Below are 19,724 nucleotides of genomic sequence, written 5' to 3'. Positions count from 1 at the left end.
GAAAGCAGAAGCCCCGAGCCGGTGATGGTCGGGGCTTTTTCTATTCGGCACAAGTTTGCGTTGTCAGGCGGGCCTCTTCGCGAGCAGGCTCGCTCCCACAGTAGGAATGCGGACCCCTGTGGGAGCGAGCCTGCTCGCGAATGACGCCAGAACAGCCGCCTTATAACCTCAAGGGTATTTACGCTTGTCCGGCGCCGGCGGGAAATACTGGTACAGCCAGGTCTCGCTCAACGTGCGGTCATTGGTGCGAATGAACAGACGCAGTTCCACTGGCTCGACACTGTCATTGGTCGGGTACCAGTCGAACAGGATCCGGTAACCCTTGATGTCATCCAGCACCAGCACGCTGAAGTCCTGCACCTTGCCGTTGGAACAGGTAATCACCGGCTCGATTCCGGTGCCCTGTGGCAGGCGCTCGAGGCCGCCACCGGTGAAGTCCACGGCAAAGCGCCGCGCCCAGACCGGCGGGTAGTGCTCACCCGGCGCCCAGCCCTCGGTGAAGCCGCCCATGCCCGAACGCGTCGCGTGCACCCGCGCCAGTGGCGTGCCGACCGGTGGCAGGGCGCTCCAGTAGAGCTTGTATCCGTAGTTCAGCGAATCACCGGCAGCCACGGGTTTCTTCGGCGTCCAGAACGCGACGATGTTATCCAGCGTCTCGCCGGTCGTAGGAATTTCCAGCAGATCGATAGAGCCTTCGCCCCAGGCGGTTGTAGGTTCTACCCACAGGCTCGGGCGCTTGCTGTACCAGTCGACAGTGTCCTGATAGTTGGCGAATTCGTGGTCGGTCTGCACCAGGCCGAAACCCTTCGGGTCCTTGTCGGCAAATGCATTGAATTGCAGCGTCGCCGGGTTGTTCAACGGCCGGCAGATCCACTCGCCATTGCCGCGCCACATTGCCAGGCGATCGGAGTCGTGAATCTGCGGATGAATGGTGTCGCACATGCGCCGTTCGTGGGTGCCGCAGCTGAACATGCTCGTCATTGGCGCCACGCCGAGTTGTTCGATGGTGGTACGAGCATTGATGTGCGCGTCGATTTCCATGACCACGCGCTCGGCCTGGCAATCGATGTCAAAGCGATAGGCGCCGGTCGCGCTCGGCGAGTCGAGCAGGGCGTAGACCACAAAACGCGTGGCGTTCTTGTCAGGCGTCTCGAACCAGAACTTGGTGAAGTCGGGAAACTCTTCGCGTTTCTTCGCGTAAGTGTCGATGGCCAGGCCGCGCGCCGAGAGGCCATATTGGCCAGTGGCATCGACCGCACGGAAATAGCTGGCGCCGAGAAACGACACCACGTCATGCCGATCCAGCTCCGGCGCCTTGAACAGTTTGAAGCCGGCAAAACCCAGGTCGCCCTTGAGCTGCTGGGTGTCGACCGAAGTGTTCTCGTAATTGAACAGCGCCGGACGGAAATGCACCTCGCGCGCCATGCGCGTCTTCGGATCAACGCTGTACATGCGCACCGGCTGACGGAAACCCATGCCGACGTGGAAGAACTGCACGTCCAGCTGACCTTTGTTTTCCTTCCACAAGGAATGCTCGCCGTCGTAGCGGATCGCGTTGAAATTTTGCGGAGTCATGGTCGCCAGGGTTGGCGGCAACACCTGTTTCGTATCCTGATAGGCACTGCCGGCGAGCTGCTTGGCCTGACGCTTCAATGCTTCGAAATCGAAGGCCTGGGCCTCGCCATCGGCGGCGCCGCCATTGGCTGCCCAAGCGCGGGCGGCCAACAGGCCCGACGCGGAAAGACCGGTATAGGCCGCAATGGCCATGGACGCTTTGAGCAAATTCCTGCGGTGCATAAATACAACCTGTCGTGTGCAATCCAGCGCCGTTCCTGGCACCTGTCGGATCGGAAATTACGGTTCGGTCATGCCTTCGGCCAAACGCAACGGACTATAAACAGATGCCCGCTAGCTTAATCGGTTCGATTGTCGGGCAAAAAGGCTTGTTTGCGTTGCGTCACCTGGCAATGAAACAAGACATGTCTGTAATTTTTCTGACAGGGCTCTCTGATTTAGAGGGCATATCTGCTTTTTTCGATTAATTACTCTAAAAACCGCTTTTCAACGCCGATTTAATTCCTATTCTATGGGCAAGACCGGATACAAGCCTTCGTGCCGGCGGGGCACACGACGCTGCTCGAAGAGGCAGGGCGATGTGAGGTTCAGCAGTTTCTTGACTCAATAGAGAAGGACATCGTCCATGGCAAAAATACAGAGCATCACCGAAATGTTGGGAATCTTCCCTTGCTTGGGCGGCGGGCGCAGAAGACGCCGCCTCAATTCCGAAGAATTGAAACTGGTGGAGCGTTATCGAGAACTATCGGAAAGCGACCGGATTGCCATGCGCTATCTGGTGGATGCGATGCGGAGTGTTTCGCGATTCTAAGGGGGAGGGGAGAAGGGGCCGGCCGAGAAGCCTGCCCCTTTTTCATTTGCGTAACGCTCGAAACATGCCCTTCTGAGTGGCGAGCAACATCTCGAAGCACACTCGCAGGTCGGGGTCGGGCACTTTCGAACTAGGCTGAGGGCCTTAGATCCGGATAACCCTTGTTTGGAGACGGAACATGAACACCCGTGGATTGCTCGATCAACTGCTCAATTCCGGGCAGGAAATGCTGCAGAACAAGACTGGTGGCGCTTCCAACAAGTCGGCTGCCAGCGGACTGGGCGGTTTGCTCGGTGGCTCGTCTGGCTCCAGCGGCCTCGGCGGCCTGCTGTCCGGCGCGGGCGGCGGCGCATTGGCCGCGGGCGCGATGGGCCTGCTGCTCGGCAATAAAAAGGTCCGCAAGGTCGGCGGCAAAGTCGCCATCTACGGCGGCCTCGCCGCGCTGGGCGTGCTGGCCTACAAGGCCTACGGCAACTACAACGCTCAGAAAGGCAGCGCACCACAACGCGAACCACAAACGCTCGACCGCCTGCCACCCGCGCAAGTCGAAGAACACAGTCAGGCGATCCTCAAAGCCCTGGTCGCCGCCGCCAAGGCCGACGGCCACATCGACGAGCGCGAGCGCGAACTGATCGAAGGCGAATTCACCAAACTCGACAACGACCAGGAGCTGCAACACTGGCTCCACGCCGAACTCAACAAACCCCTCGACCCCACCGACGTCGCCCGCGCGGCAAGCACGCCGGAAATGGCGGCGGAGATGTACATCGCCAGTGTGATGCTGGTGGATGAGGAGAATTTTATGGAGAAGAGCTATCTGGATGAACTGGCACGGCAGTTGAAGCTGGAGCCGGGGTTGAAGGTGGAGTTGGAGAGGCAGGTGCGGTTGGCGGGAGATTGATTCTATGGGGTGAGAAATCGCAGTGTTGTGCTGCGATTTTTCCTGTGTCGCTTATTGAGGCGTCAATACAGATTTAGCTCGGAAAGCCGTTTTTAATCTTTTTGATTCGTGAACAATGATGTAATCAAGCCTCAATCATAAAATCTTCAATTCTTTCAATGAATTCGATTTTGCTTTTGGTTCTGAATTCACCTAGAAACTTTTCGGAGTTTTTGATTGGCTCACCTCTTCTATCGTATTCGATCGTTAGCATATCAATCACAAATTCTCCGTCGGGATCCCCTTCGGGCTCGACTCTCGTGTCAAAGCAATGGCCGGTACTCTGGCGGACTCCTCCGATCAGTACCGAACTAGAGAACCAGTTGCAAGTCTCCGGTGTCAGCTCCACCTCAAACAGATTGTTGATTGTTATTGTCCAGCCGCTTGGTACTCTGATAGGTTGGAGCTTGTATTCGAGTTTTGATCTCATTGGGTCTCTTCAAATCTTTGCATTCGTGAATACTTTGCTCTGATCATTCAAACGATAATCGTGCTTACTGCAGCGTTGAATAAATGCGCTGGCAAGTATCAATTTTTTTTTACTTTAATTTGTATTCGAATTTTTCATCTAAGCCCAGGGATATGTCCTGATTTTTTGTTCGCTCGAATATAAATATTATTTTTTTAAAAGTTTCGCCCATGCTTTGTTCAGATTCTTTCGAATTTTTCCATACTATTTCAATCGGACGCTCCACGTCCGTACTGAGCAAATCCCACAGGGAATTTAGGTTGTTTCCATAGTACTGAGCCCAAGAAAATGCAGAAGCTATACGTTTGTGGAAATCCCGCTCGGAAGAAATGGATAGGCCGTCAAGTTCAATTATCATTCAGGTTATTTCCACTTTCCTATTGGGCTGACAGCGCCCATCCGCTCTGAGCAGCCTGCCTTAAGAAAAGGGGACAGATTTATATTCAGTTTGAAGAAAAAAATCTGTCCTCTTTTACTCAGTCCCTTTTGCTCAGAAGACAAAGCGACCACATGATCGCTCTGTCTTCAGAGATGAATTAGACCTCCTGCCGCCAAGCGGAAAACGTGATCACTGTGCCGGCTTCTTTTCTATTGGTGATTTCTACTTTATAGGTACCACCATCGATGCGGCCTTCAACGAGCGCTTTGCGCTCGTTGCCGCTGACTTCGGCGTCCTTTGCATGTTGCTGATAGAAGTCGATAACATCCGCGTATTCGGTAAAAGTCCTGAGAATGACCTCATATTCATGCTGAGGGCGTCCGGCTATTTTGTCCCAGTCACCGTCAATTGACGTGCCCTCCATACCCGGTGTCGTAAAGACACCGTGAGCGCCGGCGCCAATCAAGTGAGCTCGCTGCGGAAGCAACGGCAGCATCGCTTTTGGAAAATCGGAAGGTAATTGAGCCGCAGTCCAGGCTCCCTGTTTCGGCTGAGTCACGATGTACTCAACGTGGGCAATCTTCTGCGCAGCGGCTCGGCGTTCTGGATCGTCACTCTCCGCCCACAGCGCCATCATAGGAGGCAGTTGCTTACTCCAGGGGATCAAAGCATCGGCGTCAGACTTGCCGGCGCCTTCTGGCTGGAAAATGGTCAGCACGGTTTCCGGCGCATCGTTACAAGTCAATGGTTCCTCGCGAGACTTGACGGTGCAGTGGCCATTGACCAGTCCTACGGCGAGCAACTGCCCCTTGTCGTCCAGCAGCAATGCGGCGCGCTCGAACCCGTTGTTACCGTCGTCCATGGCAGTGATCATTTTTCTGCCGGGAGGCACACCATCAACAAAAGTCGACATTTCTGACTCGAGCGCTTCAAGAACCTGCTGCACGATCATCGTATTGTCATTGGTGTAACTTCCGGTTTGGTAGCCAAAAAAATCAACGAGTGCAGAGCGAACCGCCGGGTCTTGGTTGAGCTTGTGAGCCCGTTCTGGACTGGCTTCGTATGTAAGCAACAAGACAGTTGTGCCGTCGGAACGTTGTTCGGATCGTAGTGACAGCGCGATTGCGCTTAGGGAGAAGGTGAAGGCTAAAAGCAAGGCGAGAGTGCGGCTCAAGTGTTTCAAGATAACAGTCCTTTGGTTATTTAATCCGTGAGAGTGGTCGCAGAGATGTGATCTGGTGATTATGCGTTGAGCATAAGTTTTCTGTTTTTGATTATTCTTTAATGGGGAGTTTAAGTTGACAGTCGCCTTGAAGGTTTCAGTGACGTGTTTTTCACGCGTATCAGGCGGCCCAGCAGATTTCTTCGTACTGCCAATCATTCAAGGCTTCCAGAATTCAATTCCCTCCACATGACGCTCTATGTCATCCATGTCATCCTCGCCAAGAGTTGAGTCAAAGTTTTTGCTGATAATTGTTCTGATTTTTGCTAGTCGCTGAGTTACGTTTTCATTGTCAATGAACTCGGTTGTCGCTTTTCGATATTCTTCAACCGGTTTGTCGCTATAGTAACTTCCCATTTTATGTAGAGAAATCATGATGAATTCAATATTTGCGAGTGCTTCCAGAGCATCTTCGCCAGTCAGTATGATTTTCTTGTTTTTTTCTAACATTATTTTCTCCGAGTAAAAGTTGGGTTCTCTAATTTTAAGTTTCCTTTAATGGTCAGCTCCATAGTTCCATACCTAGGGTTTTTAACCCATTCGAGCTGCGAGTCAGGTACGTCTGTCTCAATGTAATCCCGGCCGCGGCCTCTGCCAATTTGGTATTTTTCTTCAGCATCAAGCTGGCTCAGCGGCTTCTTGTTGGCGGGTTCGACGTAAACACGATTGTTATCCTGAGCTTGGATTACACCATCGCTTTCGATACCAGTAGAGCCTTTTCTGTTGGTGTAGTGCCGGACACGAGTAGTACTTTCTCCGCGAGGGACGGGGAAGGTGCCGCTGGTTCGCCTTCGTTGACCTTGGCTTTTTCGGAAGGGTTACCGATATCGCCCTTAGATTTAGCTTTCTTCTGTGGACATTCGCTACTCAACCCCAAAGGATCCACCCACCCCGTAGGGTTAGGCACGTACTGGTAGCTGTTCAACCCACCCGCAAGCTTGATCGGATCCGGCGTCAAAAACCGTCCAGTCCCCGGATTGTAGTAGCGGTGGCGGTTGTAATGTAACCCTGTCTCGGCGTCGAAATACTGCCCTTGAAAACGCAGCGGATTATCGATTTCGCTGACGTCCAGCGCCGCGAGGTTGCCATAGGTGCGGTACTTCGCGGACCACATGATTTCCCCACTGTAGTCGGTGAGCTCTTGCGGAGTGCCGAGGTGGTCGAGTTGATAGTAGAACGGGGCAGCCTTTAGTGGGCCTTCGTCGTTGAGCATTGCCAACGGGCGGAAGCTGCCCGGCTCGTAGATGTAGCTGCGATAGCGATTTTCTGCGCTTTCGGCGATCAATCGCTCGCCTTGCCAGAGAAATTCAGTGGTGTGGCCGTCGACGGTTTTCTCGATGCGGCGGCCGAAGGCGTCGTATTTGTAGGATGCGGTGCTGCCACCCGGCAGGCTGACGCCGATCAGGCGGTGCTGGCAGTCGTAGCGGTACTCGGTGACGAGCTTTTGGCTGGTGCCGCGACGCTCGCGGATCAGGTTGCCGTAGGCGTCGTAATCGAAATGGCGGTCGCCTTGCATCAGTAGGCGGTTGCCTTTGACGTTGGCTATGTTGGCTGCGGGCAGGTCATTCTGGCCGAGGAGGTTGCCTGACGGGTCATGGGCGAAGCTCTCTGGTATGGCGCCGCGTACGCTGATCAGGCGATCCAGTGGATCATAGTGATAGCTGCGGTTGCCTTTACGGCTGTCGTTGATGCCGGTGAGTTGCCGTTGGCATCGTAGTTGTAGCGACGCTGGAACAGGTGTTTGTCCCGTTGGCTGACGCTGTGGGCCTGTAGTCGGCCCTGTTCATCGTATTGGTATTGGCTAAGCAGCAAGCCTTGTTGGCGTTGTTGCTCGCGACCGGCGTTGAACTGGTGGCTGGTCAGGCGTGAGCCATTGAGGTCGATGCTGCTCAGGCGCCCACCGGACAAATGACGGTAATCAAGCGTGCAGCCGTCCGGCAGACGGCAGTGGCTGAGTTGACCGACGCTGTCGTTTTCGTAGCGCAAGGTGCCCCAGACTTGGTGTTCCTCGATGAGTTGGTCTGCAAGTCATATTTATAGGCGAAAGGCTAACGACCGTCGTCGACGCTGGCTAGTCAACGCGAGCTCGTCGATCCATTAAATTTTTACTTTATTCAATGTATGGTCTAACGCTTTTTCAAGATCGGCCCAGGTTTTGGCCGTTTCGGTGTATATAGGCGATGCCCAATTTTTATTTGCGATTAATGAGATTCTGAAGGCGCCGTGTTCACTGAATTCGGGATACCAACCAATGTCTATTGTTTGCTCGTGCGGGAGTAGCGCTTGCAAAAGATCCTCCCTTAACTCATCTGTAATGAGCGAAATATCCGATCCGACTAGGCTGGATATCTCGTCAAAAGTTATCTTGCCACCAAGTTTTTTTATGTTTTCAAGATTCATAAATCATTTCTTCTTTTTCGTTGGTTTTCTAAACGATTCTTCTGATATTGGATGTCCATGTATAGTGTTTGCACTTAACTCCACTCTCATGTACTGAGTTTCTTTTCCGTCATTGGCGCCTATGGTTTTTCCCATGTCAATTACTTTCCATGGTTTTCCGTTGTTAACATCTTGACCATTTGCAAACGCGTGCCGCTCTAACGCTTCAATGTCCGTGCCGGGTAGATATTTAGCTGCACCTCCATTAGCGGTCGATTTTACAACCGATGGCCAAGGAGCCTTAGGCGCCACATGTTTATTGCCATGATTTGTCCATTGAACGTCGGGAGGAGGCGGGGCTCCATCGCTTACCCTGGCTTTTCCTTCAGATATTTCAGCGCTTTGCCCCGGAACGCATTTATCTCCGCCTGGACAAGTATTCAACCCTAGGGGATCCACCCACCCCGTAGGGTTAGGCACGTACTGGTAGCTGTTCAACCCACCCGCAAGCTTGATCGGGTCCCGCGTCAAAACCGCCCAGTGCCCGGATTGTAGTAGCGGTGGCGGTTGTAATGTAAGCCTGTCTCGGCGTCGAAATACTGACCCTGGAAGCGCAACGGGTTATCGATTTCGCTGACATCCAGCGCTGCGAGGTTGCCGTACGCGCGATACTTCGCCGACCACATGATTTCGCCGCTGTAGTCGGTCAGTTCCTGCGGCGTGCCGAGGTGGTCGAGTTGGTAGTAAAACGGGGCCGCTTTTAGCGGGCTTTCGCCGTCGAGCATTGCCAACGGGCGGAAGGTGCCCGGTTCGTAGATGTAGCTGCGATAACGATTTTGTGCGCTTTCGGCGATCAGGCGTTCGCCTTGCCAGAGGAATTCAGTGGTATGGCCGTCGACGGTTTTCTCGATGCGGCGGCCGAAGGCGTCGTATTTGTAGGATGCGGTGCTGCCACCCGGCAGGCTGACGCCGATCAGGCGATGCTGGCAGTCTTAGCGGTATTCGGTGACGAGCTTTTGGCCGGTGCCGCGACGCTCTCGGATCAGGTTGCCGTAAGTGTCGGAGTCGTAGTGGCGGTCGCCTTGCATCAGCAGGCGATTGCCTTTGACATTGGCGAGGTTGGCTGCGGGCAGGTCATTCTGGCCGAGGAGGTTGCCTGCCGGGTCATGGGCGAAGCTCTCTGGTATGGCGCCGCGTACGCTGATCCAGGCGATCCAGGCGATCCAGTGGATCGTAGTGATAGCTGCGGTTGCCTTTGCGGCTGTCGTCGATGCCGGCGAGGTTGCCATTGGCGTCGTATTGGTAGCGGCGCTGGAACAGGTGTATGTCCCGCTGGCTGACGCTGTGTGCTTGAAGTCGGCCCTGTTCGTCGTATTGGTACTGGCTGAGCAGCAAGCCTTGTTGGCGCTGTTGTTCGCGACCGGCGTTGAACTGATGGCTGGTCAGGCGTGAGCCGTTGAGGTCGATGCTGCTGAGTTGCCCGCCAGGCTGGTGACGATAATCGAGTTTGCTGCCATCGGGCAAGCGGCAGTGCTTGAGCTGGCCGACGCTGTCGTATTCGTTCTTCGCTGCCATCGGCGTTGGTTACGGTGACGCTGCCTTTGTCGTCCCAGACGTACTGCGCTTCCATCTGCGAAAAGTTGGCCCAGTGACGAGTGCAGCGAGACAGTTTGCCTTCGTTTTCCCACTCCCAATAGAACGCCGCGCCGCCTGCCAATTGCCGCTCGAGAATGACGTGCTGGTCGTTGTAGCGATAGCGTTCGGCTTCGTCTGCGGCATTCTTCGCCTCGATCAGGCGATGCTGCGTGTCGTAGCTGTAAGTGACCAGCGTCTGCACTGTGTTCCATGCGGCCTCAAGATTGTCCGCTGGCAGGAACTGTTGATAGTCGACGGCGATGATGTGCTTGCGATCGTTCCAGGGAAACCGGGCCCGACTCTGGCTAAGAACCGGCCAAGTCAGGTCGTGGTGAAGAGAGCAGATCCATATGAATGTACTAGATCAATAGTAGATTTTCGACTCTTCTGTTTTAAAGTCTCGGATATGCTCAAACGGATCGGTCGTTGTAATAAGCTTTTAAGTTGGAAGTAGTAATGTTTCTTGCGCTACATGTGACAATGCATGAGTTATTGATTTCAATTTTTACGGCAAGCATCTGGTTCTCATTCATGATCGATAGAATTGTATGTCTGGCGAAATTGAAGTTTTCTATTTTGAGTGATTCGATAAATTCTATGTAAAGATCAAATTCATATTAGTTGTAGTATTTTTCAAACATTTCGCAGGTGCTGTTTTTTCTTTTACCCTACTATGTAGTTTTAATTGTGACGAGTTTTCGTCTAATAGTGTGTAGCTAGTGAACGAATGCTCTGGGGAATAAAACTCTCCAATGATCGATGTTCATTCTTTTTTTTGAAGTTGAATTTGTCAGCATTTTCTTTATTACTCAAATACGTAATGGCGTGCCACACTTCATAAGTGGAGTGTTCTGTTTCGATGAGCATTGCCTGATACAGAGTCGTATTCTCTAACATTAAGGTGTGTATTTATGAGAAGCATGGGAGGCTGGATAGTCCTAATGTCCGTACAAATGTTTCTGAATGACAACACGTTCTTTATCAATATTTTTGTAGCGATACTCTTTAATCATCACCGTATTACCTTCCGCGTCTCAAACAAACTCCGTACCCCTACCATTTTCAGCTTCTTTCGTAAGCGGAACACGTTTCACCCTAATTAGAACAGCTGTGTTAGGGAATTTGGCGTCGCGCTTAGCCTCTCTAAACGCAGCTCTACGTGTCGCAATGTTTTTATCACTAGGGACAAATGGGGACAGATTTATTTCAGTAGGAAGTAAATCTGTCCCCATTTGCATTTATACTAACCATCAAGGATGGTGGTTTTGTACGTTGAAAATAACAGTAGCGATTTTGGTCCTTGGTTGTTTTCTATTCGGCGTTCATCATTTTCCTATAGCTGTCGAATGTATTAACGCATTCTTCGTCTTCGTTAATCAACCTTTCATAGAAGCTCTCATCGTCAGCCCACTCGCAAAATACGAGCTGGGTCTTGACTTTTTTGTTGTGCGTGCACTGTGAGTTAAGAACCCAGTGAGACGACATTTTTTTCGGTGACTTCAAAAAAGTCCAATGCGAATGGTTTAGGGTATTCGTCATAAGGCTCTGGGCATATATAAACCCATGGGCAGTTGTCCCAAAATTCAACGCCGTATACGGTATATTCTTTTCCGACTTCGATGTCTAGCTCACTGTCGCCGATCGAGATATAGCGCTTAAGCCTTATTGAAGTATCCTGCGTGAAGCTTTGGTCTATTTTGTTTGTTTTACATTTAACTTTCATTTTTTTTCAGAATCCCCGGGTGGTACGGATGGGTCGTTTCCCCACGGTTTTATATCGTCGGTGCTATGCTTTTTGAATTTAAAGTCCATTAATTTGCCAGTTTCCGGATCACGAACATAGTGCACCACCGAGTCGTTACCGTTTTTGGATTTTACTTTAAGCTCCCATTTGTCCATTCCTTTGAAGTTTGGATCATTTAAGCCCTCAATGATCCTGACCCCGTGTCCTTCTTTCGCCGCCTGCAATGTCATCTGATCCTGAATGCTTTTAGGTTCACGACTCCATTTGTCATGTTTTGGTGGTTCAGGAGGTGGGGGCGATCCTTCCTTTACAACTGCTTTACTTGCAGGGTTTTCGGTGCTTGAGCCGGAGGAGCCATCTTTGCCTCCGGGGCATCCGCTCAATCCCAAAGGATCCACCCACCCCGTAGGGTTAGGCGCGTACTGGTAGCTATTCAACCCACCCGCAAGCTTGATCGGATCCGGCGTCAAAAACCGTCCAGTCCCCGGATTGTAGTAGCGGTGGCGGTTGTAATGTAACCCTGTCTCGGCGTCGAAATACTGCCCTTGAAAACGCAGCGGATTATCGATTTCGCTGACGTCCAGCGCCGCGAGGTTGCCGTAGGCCTGGTACTTCGCTGACCACATGATCTCGCCGCTGTAGTCGGTGAGTTCCTGCGGTGTGCCGAGGTGGTCGAGTTGATAGTAGAACGGGGCAGCCTTTAGTGGGCCTTCGCCGTCGAGCATTGCCAACGGGCGGAAGCTGCCCGGCTCGTAGATGTAGCTGCGATAGCGATTTTCTGCGCTTTCGGCGATCAATCGCTCGCCTTGCCAGAGAAATTCAGTGGTGTGGCCGTCGACGGTTTTCTCGATGCGGCGGCCGAAGGCGTCGTATTTGTAGGATGCGGTGCTGCCACCCGGCAGGCTGACGCCGATCAGGCGGTGCTGGCAGTCGTAGCGGTACTCGGTGACGAGCTTTTGGCTGGTGCCGCGACGCTCGCGGATCAGGTTGCCGTAGGCGTCGTAATCGTAATGGCGGTCGCCTTGCATCAGTAGGCGGTTGCCTTTGACGTTGGCTATGTTGGCTGCGGGCAGGTCATTTTGTCCGAGGAGGTTGCCTGCCGGGTCGTGAGCGAAGCTCTCTGGCATGGCGCCGCGTACGCTGATCAGTCGGTCGAGTGGATCGTAGTGATAGCTGCGGTTGCCTTTGCGGCTGTCGTTAATACCGGCGAGGTTGCCGTTGGCATCGTAATTGTAGCGACGCTGGAACAGGTGCTTGTCCCGTTGGCTGACGCTGTGGGCCTGTAGTCGGCCCTGTTCATCGTATTGGTATTGGCTAAGCAGCAAGCCTTGTTGGCGTTGTTGCTCGCGACCGGCGTTGAACTGGTGGCTGGTCAGGCGAGAGCCGTTGAGGTCGATGCTGCTCAGCCGTCCACCGGACAAATGACGGTAATCGAGCGTGCAGCCATCGGGCAGACGGCAGTGGCTGAGCTGACCGATTTTGTCGTAAGCGTAACGCGTGGTGCCCCAGCCCTGATGTTCGATGATCAAGCGATCTTGCACGTCGTATTCATAAGCGAGCGGCCAATGGCCGTCGTCGACGTTTACCAGGCGACCGAGTGCGTCGTAGCTGTAATGAATCTCTTCGCCATCGGGCAGCGTCTTGACCAGCAAACGGCCTGCGGCATCGCGCTGGTATTCGGTAACCAGTTCACTACCGTCGTCACCGAACTCGGTTTTCTTCAGCAGTTGGCCGTTGAGGTCGTACTCGTACGCGGTGCGGCGGCCGTCGAAGCCGGTTTCCTGCTGGATCAGGCCGTTCGGGTAATAATCGAGTTGATAGCGTTCGCCGCGCTCGTTTTCGATCTCGGTGAGGTTTAGTTGCGAGTTGTCGTAGCGGTAGCGCAGTTGGCTGCCGTCGGGGTTGATGCGGCGGCTGACCAGATGCAGGTTGTCAGCGTATTCGTAGCGGGTGATGCGGCCGAGCTCGTCACGTTCTGCGGTGACGCGGCCATACGGGTTGTAGGTAAACGCACGTGTGGCGCCGCCGGGCAGGGTGACCTGAGTGAGGCGGTCGACGGCATCCCATTGATATTGGGTGATCGCGCCGAATTCGTCCTGGCGAGTGATTTGCCGGCCGAGGGCATCGTAGCGGTATTTTCGTTGACCGCCGTCCGGCAGGCGCTCTTCCAACAACTGGCCGAGGTTGTTCCAGCCCAGTTGATGACGACTGCCGTCGGAGTGACGGATCTCCAGCAAGCGTCCCTGACGGTCATAGCTGTAGAAGGTCTCGTTGCCGTCAGGATCGGTTTGTTGGGTGATATCGCCCTGACGGTTGCGTTCGTATTTCCAGCGGGCCTTGCCGCACTGGACATCAATAAGTTGACCGTTGAAGTAGTTGTAACGCGTCGGAACACCTTCCGGTGGAATCACTGCAATCAAGCGTCCGGCATCGCTGTACTGATACTCGGTGATCGCTCCCATGGGATCTTTAACAGCAATCAGTCGACCCTGATCGTCATAAGCGTTCTGCGTTTCACCACCGTCGGGCGCGGTCTCACTGACCAAGCGTGCATTTTCGTCATGCACATAGACCAGCTCACTGCCGTCAGCGTTATGGACAATGACTGAGCCTTTATCGTCCCACTCGTAACGCGCTTCCATCTGCGCATAATTGGCCCAATGACGCACGCATCGGGACAGCTTGCCTTCACGCTCCCACTCCCAGAAGAAGCTAGCCCCTCCGGCCATTTGTCGCTCAAGGATGACGTGCTGATCGTTGTAGCGGTAATGCTCGGTTTCGCCCATCGCATTGGTGGAAGAAACCAGTTGATTGAGTGCGTTGTATCGGTAGGTGACGAGAGTATGAATCGTCAGCCATGGGTCTTGGCGTTCGCCGCGTTCATTGTATTCGGGACGTTGTTGCTGTTGGTCGACAGCAACGATGTGTCTGTCTTCGTAGCGCAGCAAAAGGGCGCGCCCTGCGCCGTTATCTATGCGCTGGATACGATCAACGAAGTCATAACTGATGTGCAGACGATTTTCGTAAGCATCGCTGATCGCGGTCAGTCGACCGGCACGGAAATGGTAGAAGCGGGTTTTTGCCCCGGCTTGGGTCAAAATGAGTTCGCCGGGTTCATTACCTAGATAAATCGCTGCCTGAGCCAGGCTGTTAGTGATGGCCGGCCGCTGTTCCGTGGGCATCGGGAAACGGGTTTGCCGGTTCTCGTTGTCCGTCCACAGCACACTCTCATCGTCGATCTGCAAGCGATGAGACAGTGAATGACTCCAGCCATAGCCGAGGCGGCTATCAATTTCGACTGCACTGCTTCGGTATAGGCGTGTCCACTCAAAAGGCAGCAGGCCACCCAGTTCCCCATCGGTGAGCGTCAGTAACTCTTCACCGGTCACCATCGATACTGGTTCGCCGTCTGAGCATGTGTCGTCGACGCATTGTGCAGGTTTTTTGCTGGGTTCTTCGGCTGTTCGGGGGCGTTGTCGACGGTCTCTACCTGCTCGATCCGTGAGGCTGGCTCATCTTTTTTACGGGTTTGAATCTGCGCATCGGATTCCACTTTTCCGCCGGTGACCGGTAGCTTGCTCTTCGGAGCTGTCGCGGTTTCGGCAGGTTTGGGAGCGGCAATCTGAGGATCCGCTTTGGGTGTCGGATTGAATTTCGAATCACTTCCGCCGGTGATCGGTGGCTTGCTTTTAGGCGCTGTGGCCGTTTCGGCAGGTTTGGGAGCGGCAATTTGAACATCCGCTTTGCGTGCCGGATTGAATTTCGAATCACCATTGAGTAGCAACGGCTTCGATGCTTCGGTATGCGGCGTCGCTTTGGACTTGCTGACTTTCATCAACATGCCGGTGAAGTCTTCAATCAGCTTTATGACTTTGCCGCTGCTTTGTACCCCTTTGACGGCTTTTGTGCCCACGCGTACGGCCAAGCCAAGACCACCAGTCAAAACAACGCCGATCAAAATGTTGAGCAGGAACTCTGTCGACATTTGCGCCAGCACTTCGGTACAAGTCTGCGGCGGCAGCATCTTCACCCAGGCCACGATGGCCGCGACGTATATCCACATCAGCGGCTCATCGCTCGCGATTAACAAAGCCGTGTGAATAGCGTCGGCAGAGGCGTCGTAGATCTTCTTGATCTGTTCTTCAGTGAAAAAGTTTTTCAGCTTCTCGTAGTTTTCGCGAGGATGGGCAATGAGGTCGTAGAGACTTTTGATATCGCCCCACAATCCCATAATCGCTTTCATGAACCCTTCCCAAGCCGCTTCCAGCTCCTGCAAGGCGCGACCTACAAGGGAGGCATCGGTGTGAGCTTGCCAGAGCGGCAGGAAGCTGGTGCTCCATTCGGTTTGTAGCCAGCCACCCAGCTCGCCGATCACACCTTGGTAGGAGTTGAACAAACTGTCGATCTGGGCACGCGTAGGATTCGGGAAGAAGGTGATTTTGTATTGCTGATTGGGAGTAAGGCCTGAAACTTCAAGAATCCCTGATGCATCAATGGTTTTATTGATGGTCGGGCCAACTTCGTTTTTGCCGATGAAGCGTCCATTGACGACCGGTGTCAGTTGAACTGGCGTATTGCCGATCGGCACAAAGCGCGCGGACTCGAAACTATGGATCAGCACCAGCTTGCCGTTCGCAGGACAGTTGGCATAAAGGGTATTTTCCTTCTTGCTGTCCTTGTCAGCCGTGGCAACTTCGTCACCGACTTTGAATTGCTGCTCCGCATCCAGAATGCCGCCGTACCAGGCTTCGGCATGCTCGCGGTAATCCTTCAGGCACTTCTTGAAGTCGTTGATGATGGCCTGAGCATCGGGTTGTTTTGCTGTGAGACCGCCAACAATCCCGCCCATTAGAACGCTCATACCACTACCTCTTTTTCCAGATAGGCCTTCAACAGCCCGGTAAAGTTTTCTTCCGTGAGTGGCGTGCGTTTAACAAAGCGCGCCACTTTTTGTTTCAGGTTCGATTCGGGAAAGGAGAAATACAGATCGGCGTGTTCCTCCTGCAACCACTGCATCATGTTGCCGATCACGGTGGATGGATTTTCTGCCATCAACCCTTCCAACAACCCCTTCGGCACCTCCCACCACGGCCAGTCCCGCACCTTCGGCACAACCCGCGTGCCCACTTCCAGCGCCTGCCCATTGATCAGATACCGCTCAAACACCGGCAGCACCTCTCCAGCCTTCTCCCCAAGCCCCCGCAGAATCGGATAAATATGCCGCCCATCCCAAAACCGGAAAAACACCTCGGTGCCATCCGGCATTTTTACCTGCGTCAGGCTGCGCAGATGCTCGAACACTTCGTTCGGTTCTGAACGCGATACCGCCAGCCAGCCCCAGTCGAGGGCGTCGGTTTCGGCGATCCATGGCAGGAAGGCGGAGTTGGCTTTGAGTTCGGTGAGGTAGGGCATCACCGGTTGCCAGGTGGAGTAGGGCGTGCCGCCCCAGATCGGGATGAGCTGGGCGGTGGGTTCGGTGAGGTACAGGGTTTTCAGGGCGTCTGCGTCGCTGGCGGCGCTGATGATCAGGTACAGGCGCTCGCCGCTTTGCAGCGGCTGTTGCGCCAGCCAGTCTTTGGGGGATTCGTTCAGATGGCACAGGCACCTGCCTTGCATTTTTCGCATTCTTCACAGAACGGCGCGTTACGTTTTAGGGTGTTGATCTGCGCCGGGGTCAGGACTTGGCCAGCCTTGTCGGCATCCGCCTGTTTCAGCACGCCGGGCATCAATGGCGCGGCGCCCGTACCAACGCCGGGGCTGCCGCCGGAGTTCATGTTGATCACCGGCCCACTCATGGTCACGCCACCAGCGTCGATCTTGATGAAGCTGCCACCGCCGACCAGGGTCAGCTCTGCACCAGCTTCCATCACCACTTTCATGCCGCTGCTCAGGTGGATTTCCTGGCCTGCGTCGATGAACTGGCCGGTGCCGATCTTGATGTGCTGGTTCACGCCGACGGTGAGGTGGTCGTTGGCGCGGGTTTCGACTTTGCGGTCGGCGTAGACGGTGTGGTGTTCTTCGGCCTTGAACTCGGTGTAGCTGTTCTTTTCGACGGTGTCGTGGCGTTCGTTGCCGACGCGGATTTTCTGGTCGTGCTCGATGTTTTCGTCCCAGTCGCGCTGGGCGTGCAGGTAGATTTGTTCCTGGCCTTTTTTGTCTTCGATGCGCAGTTCGTTGTAGCCGCCACCGCCCATGGAGCTCAGGGTCTTGAAGGTGCTGCGGGTCTTGTTCGCCGGCAGTGGATAGGGGACGGTGTTTTCCTTGTGGTACAGGCAGCCGCTGATCAGCGGTTGATCGGGGTCGCCTTCAAGGAACGTGACCAGCACTTCCATGCCGATGCGCGGGATGGCGATGCCGCCGTACTGGGCGCCGGCCCAGGCGCTGGAGACGCGCAGCCAGCAGCTGGTCTTGTCGTCGGCCTGACCTTCGCGGTCCCAGTGAAACTGGACTTTGACCCGGCCGTACTCGTCGCAGTGGATTTCTTCACCTTTCGGGCCAGTGACCACGGCGCTCTGGCTGCCGAGGATGCGTGGTTTCGGATGGCGTAGCGGCGGGCGGTTGGGCACGTCCCACGGCGTGGCCTGGAAGCGGTTGCGGTAGCCCTGGTGGAAATCGTCTTTCAGCGCGGTGGTGTCGCTGGTCACCGACTCCTCGAGCACTTGCGGCTGCTTGCCTTCGTGCAGGACTTCGGTGAGCAGCCAGAGGTCGTTCCACTTGGCTTTCGGGTGTTCGGTCAGGGCGAGGAAATGGCCGCTGACCAGCAGTGGCTGATCACTCTTGCCTTCGGCCAATTGGAAGTCGCTGCGATGACGTTCGAGGGCGCGTTTGGCCAAATGCTTGCCGCGCTCGCGGTCGATGAAGCGGCCCGGGTAATCGTAGTCTTCGAGGTCGGGCAGGGCGTCGCCACGGTTTTCGCTTTCCAGGGTCAGGCGCGGTTTTTCGAAGTCGTAGTCGCGACGGGTGGTGCGGCTGGTGCGGGTTTCCAGGCGCAGGTCGAAGCGCTTGATAACCGGGTTGCTGGCGACCATGCCGGAGTCTTGCTGATAGGGCACAGGGGCCAGTTTCGGGAACACCGTCTGGTCATCGCCGAAAACGAGCTTGTGCGCGTTGGCGCTGTGCTGGAAGTGGAAGTGAATGCCTTCTTCCTCGCACAGGCGCTGGATGAAGTGCAGATCCGACTCGTCGTATTGCACGCAGTAGATGCGTTCAGGATAGATCGAACCGGTCTTGAATTCGTAGGCGTTGCTCTGGATGCCGTGCTCTTCCAGCACCATGCCGATGATTTTCGGCACGCTGAGGTTCTGGAAGATGCGCTGGTTGATGCGGTGCGCGAGATACGCCAGTTGTGGGCGCAGCGTCACAGAATAACGAGTCAGGCGCTTGCCGGAATCGCCTTGCGCGGCGCGGTAGATCTGGCCATGGATGCCGCTGCCGTCAGGCGACAGCTGCAGAAAGGCCGGTTTGTGCAGCAGGGTTTCGAGGTCCAGCGACGGCTGCTCACTGACCAGCTCCACCTCAAAGACAAAAGGCTGGCTGATGGCTTCCCGGCCGGTGAGGGTAAACACCTGAAAGTCGGCGGAAAGCCCTTCGATGGTCAGGGCAAAGTGGGTTTCATTGGCCGGCGCGAACATCCCTTGTTCCTCGTGCTGTACAGCGGCGCTCGTCGACGGCCGCAAAAAAGCGGCTCAACGTACGCGAAATTCTGGAGGGGCGTAAACAACATCGACCAGCAGAGCTGGCCGATGCGTGTAACGGTCAGCCGTAATTAAACGACTGGAGCACGCCAGTCATCGGAACCCGAAGTACCGGATACTTCGTGGGTCCAGGTGATTTTGCGGTAGGTGAACTGCACTTCTTCCAGGTGGGTGAAGTGCGCGTTGCCTGGATCCTGGCAGTTGTGCATTTTGTTGTTGATGGCGACGATGATCGCGTCTTCCAGTTTGGTGGTGTAGTAGTGCTCTTGGGTGCCTTGGGCCGAAGTGCGGTACCACTGGATAACGATTTCGCTCATGCGCTCGCCGGAAGTCAGAGCTGCTTGCAGCAGTGGCGAAGCCTTGTCGTAGACCTTGGTGATCACAACTGGCTTGTGAACGCGCTGACCGGTTGGCTGACCGGATTGCGGGTCACGCGGGATGATCACGTCGTGGGTGAAAGCCTGAACCATAACCTGGTCTTCGTGGCCTTCCTGGTAGGTGTTGCCAACGGAGTCGGCGGTGAAAGCGCCGGCAGTGATCAGGCCTTGTTTTTCGCCGGTAACCGACATGTACGCTGGTGTTGCCATGGGGTGCTCTCCTTGCGGATAAAGTTAGGGTGCCCGGAGGCGAAATCGCCCGGTGGGTGGCTGAGAGTTATCAAGGAGCGTGCCAGGTTTTGCGCGGTGCCCGGATGGCGGGGGCGCCACGGTAGTCGGTGATCATTCGGGGCGATTTTCAGCGGGAAAGTCGGGAGAAAGTGCGCAAGAAGTTGCGCAGTACTGCGCAACTTCTTGCGCACTTGGCTGCAGGGCTTGCGCCGCTTGAGCTGCAGAGGATTTAGGCCCTGGAATATTACGACCTACTGCGCAACTTCTT

12 protein-coding genes and 3 pseudogenes are annotated in these 19,724 nt (G+C 54.7%); 2 read left to right on the top strand and 13 right to left on the bottom strand.

All coding sequences use genetic code 11. The features are described from left to right. Nucleotides 1-168: 168 nt before the first annotated feature. Nucleotides 169-1,797, bottom strand: a complete 1,629-nt coding sequence (locus ACZZ0K_RS18750) for a glucan biosynthesis protein D (RefSeq protein WP_095180451.1) — start codon at nucleotides 1,795-1,797, stop codon at nucleotides 169-171. Nucleotides 1,798-2,200: 403 nt separating this feature from the next. Between ACZZ0K_RS18750 and ACZZ0K_RS18745 the strand changes: the two genes are divergently transcribed. Together ACZZ0K_RS18745 and ACZZ0K_RS18740 are read left to right on the top strand one after the other, a co-directional pair. Then, the gene (locus tag ACZZ0K_RS18745; protein WP_041478186.1) at nucleotides 2,201-2,386 is read left to right on the top strand and encodes a hypothetical protein; all 186 of its coding nucleotides are present in this window, start codon (nucleotides 2,201-2,203) and stop codon (nucleotides 2,384-2,386) included. Nucleotides 2,387-2,564: 178 nt separating this feature from the next. Further along, a complete protein-coding gene (locus tag ACZZ0K_RS18740; protein WP_463559255.1) occupies nucleotides 2,565-3,287 on the top strand; it encodes a tellurite resistance TerB family protein in 723 nt (240 codons plus the stop codon). A 124-nt stretch (nucleotides 3,288-3,411) separates the two neighbouring features. On the opposite strand, the gene ACZZ0K_RS18735 is transcribed toward ACZZ0K_RS18740, so the two are convergent. The 12 genes and pseudogenes from ACZZ0K_RS18735 to ACZZ0K_RS18680 form a co-directional block, all read right to left on the bottom strand. Next, on the bottom strand, nucleotides 3,412-3,756 hold the full coding sequence (locus tag ACZZ0K_RS18735; RefSeq protein WP_071174496.1) for a hypothetical protein: 345 nt from the start codon (nucleotides 3,754-3,756) through the stop codon (nucleotides 3,412-3,414). Between the two features lie 109 nt (nucleotides 3,757-3,865). After that, a complete protein-coding gene (locus ACZZ0K_RS18730; RefSeq protein WP_258707647.1) occupies nucleotides 3,866-4,153 on the bottom strand; it encodes a barstar family protein in 288 nt (95 codons plus the stop codon). A gap of 178 nt (nucleotides 4,154-4,331) precedes the next feature. After that, entirely contained in the window at nucleotides 4,332-5,555 is a 1,224-nt protein-coding gene (locus tag ACZZ0K_RS18725) for a hypothetical protein (RefSeq protein ID WP_463559254.1), read from the bottom strand. Beyond that, the gene (locus ACZZ0K_RS18720; protein WP_041478181.1) at nucleotides 5,556-5,846 is read right to left on the bottom strand and encodes a hypothetical protein; all 291 of its coding nucleotides are present in this window, start codon (nucleotides 5,844-5,846) and stop codon (nucleotides 5,556-5,558) included. It abuts the gene before it with no gap. Then, nucleotides 5,846-6,082, bottom strand: coding sequence for an HYD1 signature containing ADP-ribosyltransferase family protein (locus ACZZ0K_RS18715; RefSeq protein ID WP_463559786.1), 237 nt, complete (start codon nucleotides 6,080-6,082; stop codon nucleotides 5,846-5,848). The genes ACZZ0K_RS18720 and ACZZ0K_RS18715 overlap by 1 nt, the downstream gene beginning before the upstream one ends. 77 nt (nucleotides 6,083-6,159) lie before the next feature. After that, nucleotides 6,160-7,471, bottom strand: a pseudogene (locus tag ACZZ0K_RS18710) (RHS repeat domain-containing protein); the annotation flags it as partial. 22 nt (nucleotides 7,472-7,493) lie between these two features. Continuing rightward, entirely contained in the window at nucleotides 7,494-7,796 is a 303-nt protein-coding gene (locus ACZZ0K_RS18705; protein ID WP_136492024.1) for a hypothetical protein, read from the bottom strand. Between the two features lie 3 nt (nucleotides 7,797-7,799). Then, nucleotides 7,800-9,675, bottom strand: a pseudogene (locus ACZZ0K_RS18700) (RHS repeat domain-containing protein); the annotation flags it as partial. A gap of 1,454 nt (nucleotides 9,676-11,129) precedes the next feature. Continuing rightward, nucleotides 11,130-16,015, bottom strand: a pseudogene (locus ACZZ0K_RS18695) (RHS repeat-associated core domain-containing protein). Continuing rightward, the gene (locus ACZZ0K_RS18690) at nucleotides 16,012-16,770 is read right to left on the bottom strand and encodes a DUF4123 domain-containing protein (RefSeq protein ID WP_463559253.1); all 759 of its coding nucleotides are present in this window, start codon (nucleotides 16,768-16,770) and stop codon (nucleotides 16,012-16,014) included. Before ACZZ0K_RS18690 ends, ACZZ0K_RS18695 begins: the two are co-directional and overlap by 4 nt. Beyond that, entirely contained in the window at nucleotides 16,743-18,785 is a 2,043-nt protein-coding gene (locus ACZZ0K_RS18685) for a type VI secretion system Vgr family protein (RefSeq protein WP_258707649.1), read from the bottom strand. The genes ACZZ0K_RS18690 and ACZZ0K_RS18685 overlap by 28 nt, the downstream gene beginning before the upstream one ends. Before the next feature lie 134 nt (nucleotides 18,786-18,919). After that, on the bottom strand, nucleotides 18,920-19,435 hold the full coding sequence (locus tag ACZZ0K_RS18680; RefSeq protein ID WP_007949952.1) for an Hcp family type VI secretion system effector: 516 nt from the start codon (nucleotides 19,433-19,435) through the stop codon (nucleotides 18,920-18,922). Nucleotides 19,436-19,724 lie beyond the last annotated feature (289 nt).

Source organism: Pseudomonas sp. AC255 (genome assembly GCF_979258175.1).
This window is presented reverse-complemented; position numbering and strand designations above follow the sequence as displayed.

Excerpts from the sequence above, each read along its gene's own strand:
- ACZZ0K_RS18750 (WP_095180451.1), bottom strand. The coding sequence starts at position 1,797 with ATGCACCGCAGGAATTTGCTCAAAGCGTCCATGGCCATTGCGGCCTAT.
- ACZZ0K_RS18745 (WP_041478186.1), top strand. The coding sequence starts at position 2,201 with ATGGCAAAAATACAGAGCATCACCGAAATGTTGGGAATCTTCCCTTGC.
- ACZZ0K_RS18740 (WP_463559255.1), top strand. The coding sequence starts at position 2,565 with ATGAACACCCGTGGATTGCTCGATCAACTGCTCAATTCCGGGCAGGAA.
- ACZZ0K_RS18735 (WP_071174496.1), bottom strand. The coding sequence starts at position 3,756 with ATGAGATCAAAACTCGAATACAAGCTCCAACCTATCAGAGTACCAAGC.
- ACZZ0K_RS18730 (WP_258707647.1), bottom strand. The coding sequence starts at position 4,153 with ATGATAATTGAACTTGACGGCCTATCCATTTCTTCCGAGCGGGATTTC.
- ACZZ0K_RS18725 (WP_463559254.1), bottom strand. The coding sequence starts at position 5,555 with ATGATTGGCAGTACGAAGAAATCTGCTGGGCCGCCTGATACGCGTGAA.
- ACZZ0K_RS18720 (WP_041478181.1), bottom strand. The coding sequence starts at position 5,846 with ATGTTAGAAAAAAACAAGAAAATCATACTGACTGGCGAAGATGCTCTG.
- ACZZ0K_RS18705 (WP_136492024.1), bottom strand. The coding sequence starts at position 7,796 with ATGAATCTTGAAAACATAAAAAAACTTGGTGGCAAGATAACTTTTGAC.
- ACZZ0K_RS18690 (WP_463559253.1), bottom strand. The coding sequence starts at position 16,770 with ATGCAAGGCAGGTGCCTGTGCCATCTGAACGAATCCCCCAAAGACTGG.
- ACZZ0K_RS18685 (WP_258707649.1), bottom strand. The coding sequence starts at position 18,785 with ATGTTCGCGCCGGCCAATGAAACCCACTTTGCCCTGACCATCGAAGGG.
- ACZZ0K_RS18680 (WP_007949952.1), bottom strand. The coding sequence starts at position 19,435 with ATGGCAACACCAGCGTACATGTCGGTTACCGGCGAAAAACAAGGCCTG.